At 46.9% G+C, this 13,164-nt stretch carries 9 protein-coding genes; all 9 read left to right on the top strand.

Annotated features, from left to right (window positions below; translation table 11 throughout):
* The first annotated feature begins 146 nt into the window (after nucleotides 1-146).
* The 9 genes from R8N47_RS02440 to R8N47_RS02400 all read left to right on the top strand — a co-directional run bounded on the left by R8N47_RS02440 (nucleotide 147) and on the right by R8N47_RS02400 (nucleotide 13,160).
* A complete protein-coding gene (locus tag R8N47_RS02440) occupies nucleotides 147-1,829 on the top strand; it encodes an ABC transporter substrate-binding protein (RefSeq protein WP_005380037.1) in 1,683 nt (560 codons plus the stop codon).
* 170 nt (nucleotides 1,830-1,999) lie between these two features.
* The gene (locus R8N47_RS02435) at nucleotides 2,000-2,986 is read left to right on the top strand and encodes an ABC transporter permease (RefSeq protein WP_053304108.1); all 987 of its coding nucleotides are present in this window, start codon (nucleotides 2,000-2,002) and stop codon (nucleotides 2,984-2,986) included.
* A 2-nt stretch (nucleotides 2,987-2,988) separates the two neighbouring features.
* On the top strand, nucleotides 2,989-4,014 hold the full coding sequence (locus R8N47_RS02430; protein ID WP_025768199.1) for an ABC transporter permease: 1,026 nt from the start codon (nucleotides 2,989-2,991) through the stop codon (nucleotides 4,012-4,014).
* A gap of 2 nt (nucleotides 4,015-4,016) precedes the next feature.
* A complete protein-coding gene (locus tag R8N47_RS02425; RefSeq protein ID WP_005386550.1) occupies nucleotides 4,017-5,000 on the top strand; it encodes an ABC transporter ATP-binding protein in 984 nt (327 codons plus the stop codon).
* Between the two features lie 47 nt (nucleotides 5,001-5,047).
* Entirely contained in the window at nucleotides 5,048-6,043 is a 996-nt protein-coding gene (locus tag R8N47_RS02420; protein WP_005380041.1) for an ABC transporter ATP-binding protein, read from the top strand.
* A 63-nt stretch (nucleotides 6,044-6,106) separates the two neighbouring features.
* The gene (locus R8N47_RS02415; protein WP_064354277.1) at nucleotides 6,107-7,846 is read left to right on the top strand and encodes a glycoside hydrolase family 9 protein; all 1,740 of its coding nucleotides are present in this window, start codon (nucleotides 6,107-6,109) and stop codon (nucleotides 7,844-7,846) included.
* Between the two features lie 2 nt (nucleotides 7,847-7,848).
* Nucleotides 7,849-8,739 carry an N-acetylglucosamine kinase gene (locus tag R8N47_RS02410; protein WP_017820409.1) on the top strand — a complete coding sequence of 297 codons (891 nt, stop codon included), beginning with the start codon at nucleotides 7,849-7,851 and terminating at the stop codon, nucleotides 8,737-8,739.
* A gap of 8 nt (nucleotides 8,740-8,747) precedes the next feature.
* On the top strand, nucleotides 8,748-10,667 hold the full coding sequence (locus R8N47_RS02405) for a beta-N-acetylhexosaminidase (protein WP_064354278.1): 1,920 nt from the start codon (nucleotides 8,748-8,750) through the stop codon (nucleotides 10,665-10,667).
* Nucleotides 10,668-10,751: 84 nt separating this feature from the next.
* Nucleotides 10,752-13,160, top strand: coding sequence for a GH36-type glycosyl hydrolase domain-containing protein (locus R8N47_RS02400; protein ID WP_064354279.1), 2,409 nt, complete (start codon nucleotides 10,752-10,754; stop codon nucleotides 13,158-13,160).
* The last annotated feature ends 4 nt before the right edge of the window (nucleotides 13,161-13,164 follow it).

Here is a 13,164-nt window from a genome sequence, read left to right as displayed (position 1 = left end):
CTGCCTAAGGCCTACAGGCCACTCTTGGCGAAACTCAATGTTGTAATGAGTAAGGCATGTACAAGAGGTAGGTCTTAGAGAGTGTTTATCAATTGATGACATTCAATTCCATTTAGTGAAATGAAAGCAAATAGTAAGGAACAGCTATGCTTGCCAATATAAAAAAAACAGCACTAGCAACAGCAATTATTGCAACGGCTACTACAGGTTTTGCATCGGTAGCTACTGCGGCTGAACGCAGTGAACTGACTATCCACCCTAAAGAGTTTACAACTTTCGTTCGTAACTTTAACCCTTTCTTGGGTGCAACTAACCTGCACACAACAACCGACTTTATTTACGAGCCGCTCGTTGTTTTTAACGAAATGCACGGTAATACGCCTGTATTTCGTCTAGCAGAAAACTTTACCATGGCTGATGACCTGATGAGCGTAACCTTCGATATCCGTAAGGGCGTAAAATGGTCTGATGGCAAAGCGTTTACCGCTGATGATGTTGTTTACTCTTTCAACCTAGTTAAAGAGAAGCCAGAGCTAGACCAATCTGGTATCAACTCTTGGGTGACTGGCGTAGAAAAAGTTAACGACTACCAAGTTAAATTCCGTCTAAGCGAAGCAAACTCAAACGTTCCTTACGAAATTGCGAAAGTACCCGTCGTACCTAAGCACGTATGGAGCAAAGTAAAAGATCCAGCAACATTCACAAACGAAAATCCAGTAGGCAGTGGTCCATTTACCGAAATCGACACTTTCACACCGCAGCTATATATCCAGTGTGAGAACCCGAATTATTGGGATGCAGACAACCTAGATGTAGACTGTCTGCGTGTGCCGCAAATCGCGAACAACGACCAATTCTTGGGCAAAATCGTTAACGGCGAAATGGACTGGACGTCTTCATTCGTACCAGACATCGACCGTACGTACGCTGCAGCAAGTCCGAATCACCACTACTGGTACCCACCAGCGGGTACTCAAGCATTTGTAGTGAACTTCAAAAACCCAGACGCTGCGAAAAACGAAGCGCTAACTAACGTTGACTTCCGTCGTGCGTTCTCTATGGCGCTAGACCGTCAAACTATTATTGATATCGCTTTCTACGGCGGCGGTACAGTGAACGACTTCGCATCTGGCCTTGGCTACGCATTCGAAGCTTGGTCTGATGAAGAGACGCACAACAAGTACAAAGGCTACAACACATACAACGCGGAAGGTGCGAAAAAGCTTCTAGCTAAAGCTGGCTTCAAAGATGTAAACAAAGATGGCTTTGTGGATACACCATCTGGCAAGTCTTTCGAGCTTCTAATTCAATCACCAAACGGTTGGACTGACTTCAACAACACGGTACAACTAGCCGTTGAGCAACTAGCAGAAGTGGGCATTAAAGCTCGTGCTCGTACACCGGACTTCTCGGTATACAACCAAGCTATGCTAGAAGGTACTTACGACGTTGCTTACACCAACTACTTCCACGGTGCAGATCCACACTTGTACTGGGATAGTGGCTACAACTCGAAGCTACAAGCTGGTGACGGCATGCCTCGCTTTGCAATGCACTTCTACAAGAACGATAAGCTAGACGGTCTTCTTAACAGCTTCTACAAGACAGCAGATAAGCAAGAACAACTAGAGATCGCTCATGGCATTCAGAAGATCATTGCTCAGGACCAAGTAACTATTCCTGTGCTATCTGGCGCGTACATGTACCAATACAACACAACTCGCTTCACTGGTTGGTGGAACGAAGAAAACCCTAAGGGCCGTCCAAACATTTGGGCAGGTATCCCAGAGCGTCTACTTCACGTACTGGACCTAAAACCAGTTAAATAAGTAGAAGTTCATTTCAAGCGGCATACATCCCGTGTGCCGCCTATAAAAATCCCTTGTTAACGAAACCAATATGTGGCGCTCGTCGTCAGGGGATTTTTCGCTCTAAATTTCGCTAGGAGCGACCTGAAACCAGAAACAGGGAAAAAATCTGGGTGAGTAAGGTGTGAGTTATGGGTTATTTTTTAAGACGTTTGTCGTTCTATCTTGTCGCGCTCTTAGTTGCAGCGACGTTAAACTTTATTATTCCGCGAGCAATGCCTGGTGACCCAGTTACCATGATGTTTGCTAATGCTTCAGTACAGGTGACTCCAGAACGAATCGCAGCAATGAAAGAACTGCTCGGTTTCGTTGATGGGCCAATTTACATTCAGTACTTCTCGTACATTAAAAACATTCTAAGTTGGGAATTGGGCACCTCAATCCAGTTCTACCCACTTTCAGTTAATTCTTTACTAGGTAGTGCATTTGGCTGGTCACTATTTCTAGCTGGTACTGCGGTTGTTCTTTCTTTCTCCATCGCTTCTGTCCTTGGTATTTTTGCCGCCTGGAAGCGCGGTAGTAAGTACGATGCATTCGTAACGCCTGGCACATTGATCATTCAAGCTATTCCACAAATGGTTATCGCAATGTTAGCGCTGTTTACCTTTGCGATTGGCCTGAAATGGTTCCCATCTGGCTATGCTTACACGCCAGGTACTATTCCTGATTGGACAAGCTGGGAGTTCATCAAGAACGTGGGTTACCACGCTGTACTACCTCTATTCTGTGCAACCATCGTTCAAATTGGTGGCTTCTTAGTTAACATGCGTAACAACATGATCAACCTTCTCGCCGAAGACTATATCACGATGGCTAAAGGTAAAGGGCTGAGTGAAAACCGCGTCGTCTTTAATTACGCCGCACGTAACGCACTACTTCCAAGTGTTACCGCACTGTCTATGTCTTTAGGTATGGCCATTGGAGGTCAATTAATCATCGAGATGATTTTCAACTACCCAGGCCTAGGTACTGTTCTATTGAACGCAATTCACGCTCGTGACTACCAAGTACTTCAAGGTCAGTTAATTATCATGACGATGTTCATGCTGTGCTTCAACTTAATGGCTGACATGCTGTACATGATTCTAGACCCTCGCCTACGTTCGGGAGGCAAATAATCATGAAAGAACTATTCAAACTTATTTTAGGTAACGCATTTGCTCGCATTGGTCTTGGCATTGTTACGCTGTTCGTGTTCGTTGCGATTGCCGCTCCTTTACTTACAAAGCATGCGCCAGACAAGCGAACCGGTAACCCACACGAATACCCAAGCTTTGTTGTAAAACAGGCACAAAACAATCCTGATGGTTGGGTCGCTAAAAACCTGGCAGACGATCGTCGTACGCTGATTATGTCTAAAAAGGCCGACCACGTATTAGGTACTAGCCGAATGGGTCGCGATATCTGGTCGCAAGTGGCTTACGGTGCACGAGTATCACTGGGTGTAGGCTTTGGCGCTGGCATCATCGTGTGCTTCTTAGCAACAGTCATTGGTATATCGGCAGGTTACTTCGGCGGCAAAGTGGATGACGTATTGAGTGCCGCGATGAACATCATGTTAGTAATTCCGCAGTATCCATTGCTATTCGTGTTGGCGGCCTTTATCGGTGAAGCAGGTCCACTCACCATTGCCTTGATTATCGCTGGTACCTCTTGGGCGTGGGGCGCACGTGTTGTCCGTTCTCAAACCATGGCTCTACGCGAGAAAGAGTTTGTGAAAGCCGCTGAAGTATTGGGCGAATCTTCATTCCGCATCATCTTCGTTGAGATTTTACCAAACCTTATCCCGATTGTCGGTGCGAGCTTCATTGGCTCAGTGATGCTGGCGATCAACACTGAAGCGGTCATTTCGTTCCTAGGTTTGGGTGATGCCAACACTATCAGTTGGGGCATCATGCTTTACAACGTGCAAACCTCATCAGCCATGCTGATTGGCGCATGGTGGGAAGTACTAGCACCTTGTATTGCCCTAACACTACTGGTTACTGGTCTTGCTCTGTTGAACTTTGCCGTTGACGAAATTGCGAACCCTCAACTTCGTTCTCACAAAGGCATGAAACGCTGGAAAAAACTAGCAGCAAAAGACAAGAAAGAGCGTGAGCCTGAACTGGCACCACAAAATGCACTATGGAGCGGAGATAAATAATCATGACTGCACCACTAATTTCCATCCGTAACCTATGCGTAGACTACATCACAGACGCGGGCGATGTCCGCGCCTGTAACAACGTGAGCTTCGACATTGCACCAGGTGAAGTATTCGGTCTGGCTGGTGAATCTGGCTGTGGCAAATCCACTGTTGCCTTCTCACTAATGCGCCTTCATAAGCCACCAGCGTTTATCACAGGTGGTGAGGTTATCTTCAACGGTGAAGATATCCTTCAGTACAGCGATGATCGCATGCAAGCGTTCCGCTGGAGTGAAATGTCGATGGTATTCCAGAGTGCGATGAACGCTTTGAACCCTGTTCTAACCATGGAAGAGCAGTTCTGTGACGTCATCATGCGTCATACCAATATGACTCGCGCTCAAGCAAAAACACGCGCTGAAGGTCTGCTGGAAATCGTTGATATCCACCCTAGCCGATTGAGTGATTACCCGCACCAGTTCTCTGGTGGTATGCGTCAACGTCTAGTAATCGCAATCGCTTTGGCTCTGAACCCAAAAATGATCATCATGGACGAACCGACTACCGCATTGGATGTAGTGGTTCAACGTGAAATTCTACAAAAAATTTACGCGCTTAAAGAAGAGTTTGGTTTCTCAATTCTGTTCATCACACATGACTTGTCATTGATGGTCGAGTTCTCGGATCGTATCGGCATCATGTACTCAGGTGAGTTGATTGAAGTCGCGCCTTCTAAGCAAATTCTGGAAAGTCCTTACCACCCTTACACCAAAGGTTTGGGTAGCTCTTTCCCTCCACTAACTGGACCAAAGACCAAATTGACTGGCATTCCAGGTAACCCGTTGAACTTGCTAGAAGTTCCACAGGGCTGCCGCTTCCAAGCTCGTTGCGACCGCGTACATGAAGCATGTACACGTGTACCAACCCAATTACGTCAAATTGAACCAGGTCGCCTCTCAAATTGCCATTTGTACGGCGACACCATTGCTCAAGCTAAGGTTTAACAACAAAAAAACGCTAGCTAAGAACAAAAATTACACTGGAGAGAATTATGAGCAAACAATTCGGCGAACTGCTGATTGAGGGTAAAAATGTCGTTAAGGACTTCCCTTTAAACAGTAACTCAATCAAACAATCTAAGATGCGCGCAATCAACGACGTCTCTTTCAAAATGTACAAGAGCCGCGGCTTGTCAGTGGTAGGTGAATCTGGTTCAGGTAAGTCTACTACTGCAAAAATGATTGCAAAAATGTACGCACCAACCGATGGCATCATTGAATACAAAGGTCGTGATATCCAAGACATCACCTCTCGTCACGATTTAATGACCTACCGTGAAGGTGTACAAATGGTGTGGCAAGACCCGTTTGGCTCGCTAAACCCAACGCACAATATCTTCCACCATATTGCGCGCCCGCTGCTGATTCATAAGAAAGTAGCACCGGGCAACAAGAAAGAACTGGAAGAGCGTGTGTACGACCTACTTGAACAAGTTGGTCTTATTCCACCAAAAGAAACGGCGCAAAAGTTCCCGCACCAGCTATCTGGCGGTCAGCGTCAACGTGTAAACCTAGCTCGTAACATCGCAGTTGGTGCAGAAGTGGTATTGGCGGATGAGCCAACATCGATGCTCGATGTATCAATCCGTGCCGGTGTTCTGAACTTGATGGAAGAGATGAAATTCGAGAAACAAATGTCTCTGCTTTACATCACTCACGACATCGCAACAGCGCGTTACATTGCTGAAGATCTCGCGGTCATGTACGTAGGTCACATGGTTGAATGGGGCGATACTGAAGAAATCATTCACGATCCTCAACACCCATATACGCAACTGTTGGTATCTGCGGTTCCAGATCCATCGAAGTCTATTCACGAGAAACTGAAAGGCAACAAAGGGGAAATCCCACTTTGGACACCCGAATCTGTCGGCTGTCCATTTGCTGGACGTTGTGTACACGCTACCGACAAATGTCGCGAACGACTACCGGGCGTCACTCAACTGTCCGACAACCACTTTGTCCGCTGTTACTTATTTGAAGATTAATCATAACGAGGGTCAGGTTCAGCCTGGCCCCTTCCTGTTTTTATCGTTTCCCGGAGACATTGAATGCTGCTACTGACTAACCACATTGGTTATGAACGTCTGGGCCCAAAGAAAGCCATTATCCAGACCGAACAACCACACTTGTCTTCTTACACTGCTCAATTGATTTGTGCCACTAGCGAGAAAACCGTGGCAACTTTTGCGGTTGAAGAACAAGGTAAAGTGGCGAACTGGCATCAGGGCTATTTCTACCTCATCGACTTTTCCTCTTTCACAACGTCAGGTGACTATTTCTTGCAAGTAGAAGATACGCGCTCTTCCTCTTTCATCGTTGGCGAACACATTCTGTTGGCTCAAACTTTGTCAGATGTGATCCACTACTTCAAATCGCAACGTTGCGGCGGGATCTTCGATCAACAAGATCGACAACTTCCAGTACTAAACTCCAATAAAAAGGTTGATGTACACGGCGGCTGGTACGACGCATCAGGAGACGTTAGCAAGTATTTAAGTCACCTTTCATACGCGAATTATTTGAATCCTCAACAAACCCCAATGGTGGTTTGGAACATCCTAAAAGGGGTTTCGTTGCTTGAAGGAAGCGAAGACATTGCAGCTTTCACACGTACACGTCTGATTGAAGAAGCCCTGTTCGGTGCAGACTTTCTTGTGCGTATGCAAAACGAAAAAGGCTTTTTCTACATGACGGTCTTTGACAAGTGGAGCAAAGATACTGCGCAACGCGAGATTTGCGCGTACGAAACTCAACTTGGTCACAAATTTGACGACTATCAAGCAGGCTTTCGACAAGGTGGCGGTGTCGCCATTGCAGCGCTAGCGGCAGCATCGCGTTTAAGTGTTCACGGTGAATACGATCAACAAAAATACCGCAACGCTGCCGAAAATGGTTACTGGCACTTAAAAGAGCACAATACGCAGTACCTCAATGATGGGGAAGAAAACATTATCGACGAATACTGTGCGCTACTGGCTTGTGTAGAACTGTTTAAAGCAACCAAAGAAACTCGCTACTTGGAAGAGAGCCGTTTGTGGGCGCAACGTTTAGTTGCACGCCAAATGAGCGACGAACAGATTCAACACTTTTGGTCAGCAAACCAAGACGGCAGCCGTCCATATTTTCACGCAGCCGAAGCTGGTCTACCAGTTATTGCCCTATGCGAATATCTATCAATTGAAGACGACTCAGCACGAGCGGAATCGGTAAAACGTATCGTCAACCTAGCGTGTGAGTTTGAGGTCACAATATCGAATAGAGTGATCAACCCATTCGGTTACCCTCGCCAATATGTTAAAGGCGTAAATGAGTCAAAACGCGAGGCATTTTTTGTCGCACACAACAATGAATCCGGCTATTGGTGGCAAGGCGAGAATGCTCGACTGGGCTCACTCGCGACGATGGCGTACCTTGCTCAACCGCATATAGCGTCGCAAGAAGTACAGCAGCAACTTTCTGTGTTTGCTCAAGATGCATTGAACTGGGTTGTAGGCTTAAACCCATACGACATGTGCATGCTAGATGGCCATGGTCGTAACAACCCTGATTACCTCCCTCAATATGGTTTCTTCAACGCAAAAGGTGGCGTGTGTAACGGAATCACTGGCGGCTTTGAAGACGAGGAAGACATTGCATTTAATCCACCAGCACAAAAAGAAGACGTGTTACAAAACTGGCGCTGGGGCGAACAATGGATCCCGCATGGCGCTTGGTACTTACTCGCGATAATCAGTCAAGCTCAGCATGTTTCTCAGTTGGCGACCTCTAAAAATATGAAGGAAGAATAATCATGGGAATGTATTTTGTCGGTATCGATGGTGGCGGCACGTCATGTCGAGCCAGGATTAAAGATTCACAAGGTAATTTTCTTGGCGAGGCCAAAAGCGGCAGTGCCAACATCATGCTAGGTGCTGAAATAGCAATGGCTTCGATTCTTGAATCCATCACTTCGGCTACCGAGCAAGGCGGTCTGACACAACAAGATTTCGCGTCGATGCACGTCGGCTTAGCCCTTGCTGGCGCAGAGCACAAAGCATCTTGGCAAGCCTTCATGTCTCTTCCTCATCCATTTGCCAGTATAACTCTGAATACCGATGCTTACGGTGCGTGCGTTGGTGCGCACAATGGCGAAGATGGCGCAATCATGATTGCGGGAACCGGTTCTTGTGGCATCTACCTTAAAGGATTGGAGCAACACGTTGTCGGTGGTCGTGAATTCCCTATTTCGGATCAAGGTGGCGGCGCAGTGATGGGGCTACGCCTAGTTCAGCAAGTTTTGTTAGCTGAAGATGGCATCAGAGAAAAAACGCCCCTAGCACAACACGTTATGACGCATTTCGAAAATGAGGTCGACAACGTGGTGGCGTGGTCAAAACAGGCGCTTCCTCGTGATTATGGGCAGTTTTCTCCGGCTATTTTCCAACATGCGGAACAAGGCGATGCACTGGCCATTGAAATGCTGAAGCAAACCGCAGCGGATATAGAAATGTTTCTCGTGGCATTAAACAAGCGCGGCGCAACACGTATTTGTTTAATGGGCAGCATAGCTGAACGCATTGTACGTTGGCTTTCACCACCAGTTCAGCAATGGATTGTTGAGCCACAGTTTGACGCGATTGAAGGCGCAATTATGTTTGCTGGCAAACCAGAACATAACCTTTACTCGCTCAGTGCGGCGTAGGAGTAGATATGGAATATCGTGTTGATCTCGTAGTCCTTTCTGAGCAGAAACAAAACTGCCGCTTTGGCCTCACCTTTCATAACTTGAGCGACCAAGACCTAAACAGCTGGAGCTTAACTTTCGCTTTCGATCGTTACATTCTTCCAGACAGCGTTTCAAATGGTCAACTGACTCAAATTGGTAGTTTTTGCACACTTAAGCCAGAAGGGCTGGTACTGGCTGCCAACCATCACTATTACTGTGAATTCAGTATTGGTTCGAACCCATTCCGTTATTACTCGGATGGCTTTAACGAAGCGATGATCAACTTTGTCGTTGATGGAAACCCACAGCGCGCACAAGTGGATGTCACGCCTATCGTATTAGCTTCACCATACCGTGAACGCAGTGAGATTCCTGCAAGTTTAACCCATGCACAACCCTTGCTGCCAAAACCCAACCATATTGAGGTCAGCGATCACTATTTTAGCTTTGACCATCATGCTGGCGTCGCGGTTTATTCAAGCCTGGCCAATTCAGCTAAAGAATGGCTACTTGAAGAGCTTAAGCGCATTCACCAATTTGAGTTCGCATCAGACAATGGCAGTCAGATCATCTTCAAAGGCAACCCAACCTTGGATGAAGGCGCTTACAAACTGAAAGTAGCCGAAGAGTCAATCAAAATTGAAGCAGGATCTTCGTCTGGTTTTACCCATGCTTGTGCAACGTTATTACAACTAATCAAAGTTGGCGATCAACCTAACTCAATGGAAGTAGTTTGCTGTTCAATCAAGGACAGGCCACGCTTTCGTTACCGCGGTATGATGCTGGATTGTGCTCGTCATTTTCACTCCGTTAAGCAAGTCAAACGCTTGATCAACCAACTGGCTCATTACAAGTTCAATACGTTCCATTGGCATCTTACCGACGATGAGGGTTGGCGAATTGAAATCAAATCACTGCCTCAACTGACCGATATTGGTGCTTGGCGCGGATTGGATGAGATCAATGAACCACAGTACACGCACTTTGATGAACGTTACGGCGGCTTCTACACACAAGAAGACATCAAAGACGTTATCGAATTTGCATCGCAACGCGGCATCACCATCATTCCTGAAATTGATGTACCTGGTCATTGCCGAGCCGCCATCAAGTCGTTACCACACCTATTGGTAGAAGCGGAAGATACCACCGAATACCGCAGTATTCAGCATTACAACGACAACGTCATTAACCCTGCTCTGCCGGGGAGTTATGAATTTATCGACAAAGTGCTAGAAGAAGTCTCTGCGCTTTTTCCTGCGCCTTACGTTCATATTGGTGCCGACGAAGTACCTAACGGCGTATGGTCAAAAAGCCCAGCATGCCAAGCACTAATGGAACAACTGGGTTACAGCGACTACAAAGATTTGCAAGGACACTTCTTGCGTTATGCCGAAGACAAACTTCGTAAATTGGGCAAACGCATGCTGGGCTGGGAAGAAGCTCAACACGGCGACAAAGTCAGTAAAGATACGGTGATCTACTCATGGCTAAGCGAAGAAGCGGCATTGAACTGTGCTCGCCAAGGCTTTGATGTGGTGCTGCAACCAGCACAAACCACTTACCTAGATATGACCCAAGACTACGCACCTGAAGAACCGGGCGTGGACTGGGCAAACCCACTGCCACTAGAAAAAGCTTACAACTACGAGCCGCTCGCTGAAGTGCCTGCTGACGACCCAATACGTAAGCGCATTTGGGGCATTCAAACAGCATTATGGTGCGAAATTATCAATAACCAACCTCGCATGGACTACATGATCTTCCCTCGTTTAACTGCAATGGCAGAAGCATGTTGGACAGACAAACAACACCGAGATTGGACCGACTATTTATCACGCTTGAAAGGCCATCTACCTCTGCTTGATTTGCAGGGAGTGAATTACCGTAAACCGTGGAAGTAATACAAAACTGATGTCGAAACATCACGCTTGAAGAGTTTTTAAATTTTGGCTGCTGATGCAGCTTCGTAAAAAGGAAAGACACAAATGAAATACGGCTATTTCGATAACGAGAATCGCGAATACGTCATCACTCGCCCTGACGTACCAGCACCATGGACCAACTACCTAGGTACTGAGAAGTTCTGTACGGTTATCTCGCACAACGCGGGTGGCTACTCGTTCTACAACTCTCCAGAATACAACCGTGTTACTAAATTTCGTCCAAATGCGACATTCGATCGCCCAGGACACTACGTTTACTTGCGTGATGATGAGACAGGTGATTACTGGTCAATCTCTTGGCAACCAGTTGCGAAGAGCCTAGACGAAGCAAACTACGAAGTTCGTCACGGCTTGTCTTACTCTAAGTTCAAATGTGAATACAGCGGTATTACCGCAACAAAAACTCTGTTCGTGCCAAAAGGCGAAGACGCTGAAATCTGGGATGTAGTGATTAAAAACACCTCTGACAAACCACGTACGATCAGTGCATTCTCATTTGTTGAGTTCTCATTCAGCCACATTCAATCTGATAACCAAAACCATCAGATGTCTCTGTACTCAGCAGGTACGGCTTACAATGAAGGCGTGATTGAGTACGACCTGTACTACAACACCAACGATTTCGAAGGTTTCTACTACCTAGCTTCAACATTTGATCCAGATTCATACGACGGTCAACGTGACAGCTTCCTTGGCCTATACCATGACGAAGCAAACCCGCTAGCGGTAGAACAAGGTAAGTGTTTCAACACAGCACAAACGTGTTACAACCACTGTGGCTCTCTGCACAAGCAATTCACTATCCAGCCGGGTGAAGAAGTTCGCTTTGCTTACATTCTAGGTATCGGTAAAGGCAATGGTGACCGTCTACGTGCTAAGTACCAAGACCTTGCAGAAGTCGACAATGCATTTGCGGGTATCAAAGCACACTGGGATGAGCGTTGTGGCAAGTTCCAAGTGAAATCACCAAACGAAGGTCTAGATACCATGATCAACGCTTGGACGTTATACCAAGCGGAAACGTGTGTGGTGTGGTCTCGCTTTGCTTCATTCATCGAGGTGGGAGGCCGTACTGGTCTTGGTTACCGCGATACAGCGCAAGATGCAATCTCAGTTCCTCACGCTAACCCAGCAATGACGCGCAAACGTATCGTTGACCTACTGCGCGGCCAAGTAAAAGCGGGCTACGGTCTACACCTATTCGATCCAGATTGGTTTGATCCAGAAAAAGCTGATGTTAAACCATCGAAGTCTCCAACCGTAGTTCCAACACCTTCTGATGAAGACAAAATTCACGGCATCGAAGACACTTGTTCCGATGACCATCTATGGCTAGTTCCAACCATCTGTAAGTACGTGATGGAAACCGGTGAGCACAGCTTCTTCGACGAAGTGATCCCTTACGCCGACGGTGGCGATGCAACGGTTTATGACCACATGAAAGCCGCGCTAGACTTCTCGGCTGAATACGTAGGTCAAACCGGTATCTGTAAAGGTCTGCGTGCAGACTGGAACGACTGTCTGAACCTAGGTGGTGGCGAATCTTCAATGGTGTCGTTCCTACATTTCTGGGCACTGCAGGAGTTCATCGACCTAGCGAAATACCTAGGTAAACAAGCCGACGTTGAAAAATACACGGTGATGGCAGCAAACGTTCGTGAAGCGTGTGAAACCCACCTTTGGGATGACGAAGGCGGTTGGTACATCCGTGGTCTGACGAAGAATGGCGACAAGATCGGTACTGCGCAACAAGCGGAAGGCCGAGTGCACCTAGAGTCAAACACACTTGCGGTACTTTCTGGTGCGGTATCTCAAGAGCGCGGCGAAAAAGCGATGGACTCTGTCGATGAGAACCTGTTCTCTGAATACGGCCTTCACCTAAACTCACCATCATTCGCAACACCAAACGATGACATCGGCTTTGTGACTCGCGTTTATCAAGGCGTAAAAGAAAACGGGGCAATCTTCTCACATCCAAACCCATGGGCTTGGGTAGCTGAGGCTAAATTAGGTCGTGGTGACCGTGCAATGAAGTTCTACGATGCACTAAACCCATACAACCAGAACGACATCATCGAAAAACGTATTGCAGAACCTTACTCGTACGTACAGTTCATCATGGGTCGTGACCACCAAGACCACGGTCGTGCAAACCACCCATGGTTAACAGGTACATCTGGTTGGGCTTACTTCGCCGTAACCAACTTTATCCTCGGTGTGCGTACAGGCTTCGATGGCCTGACCATCGATCCTTGTATCCCAACGAGCTGGCCAGGTTTCGAAGTGACTCGTCAATGGTTAGGTGCAACGTACAACATCAAAGTAGTTAACCCAGACTCAGTGAGCAAAGGTGTTAAGTCGATTACTGTGAACGGTGAAGCAGTGAATGGTGCCTCTGTCCCAGTTCAAGCGGAAGGTTCAGTAAACGAAGTTATCGTTACTCTAGGTTAATCAT

It is taken from the genome of Vibrio sp. 2132-1, assembly GCF_033344315.1.
The sequence above is the reverse complement of the archived record's forward strand: the minus strand, read 5'-3'. Positions and strand labels throughout refer to the sequence as shown.